At 49.4% G+C, this 407-nt stretch carries 1 protein-coding gene; it reads right to left on the reverse strand.

All coding sequences use genetic code 11. From position 1 onward, the window contains the following. A partial coding sequence (locus KDM89_RS20075; protein WP_212689642.1) for a UDP-3-O-acyl-N-acetylglucosamine deacetylase occupies positions 1 to 407 on the reverse strand: 407 nt, incomplete at both ends.

The raw sequence follows: 407 nt of genomic DNA on the forward strand, positions 1-407 counted from the left end.
ATCACGATCGCATTTTCCATCGAGCCACCACGCGCCAGTCCTATGCCACGCAGCATTTCCACATCTTGCATAAAGCCGAAAGTACGCGCTCTGGCCACATCTTTCACGAACGAGACTTTTTCAAAATCGACCACGGCAGTCTGTACCGTGCCATCGACCGCCGGATGATTGAACTCGATAAAAAAGTGTAGCTTGAAGCCATCAAACGGTTCCAGGCGCGCCCACTTTTCACTGGCACCTGAGCCTTCACGAATTTCGACCGGTTTCAATACACGGATAAATTTTTTAGCTGCATCCTGCTGCTGCAATCCGGCTTGCTGCAATAAATACACGAAAGACGAGGCGGAGCCATCCATGATAGGGATTTCTTCTGCACTCACATCGATATATAAATTGTCCACACCCAG

Origin of the sequence: Cognatundibacterium luofuense (assembly GCF_018139685.1) — a bacterium.
Classification (GTDB): Bacteria; Pseudomonadota; Gammaproteobacteria; order Burkholderiales; family Burkholderiaceae_D; genus Undibacterium; species Undibacterium luofuense.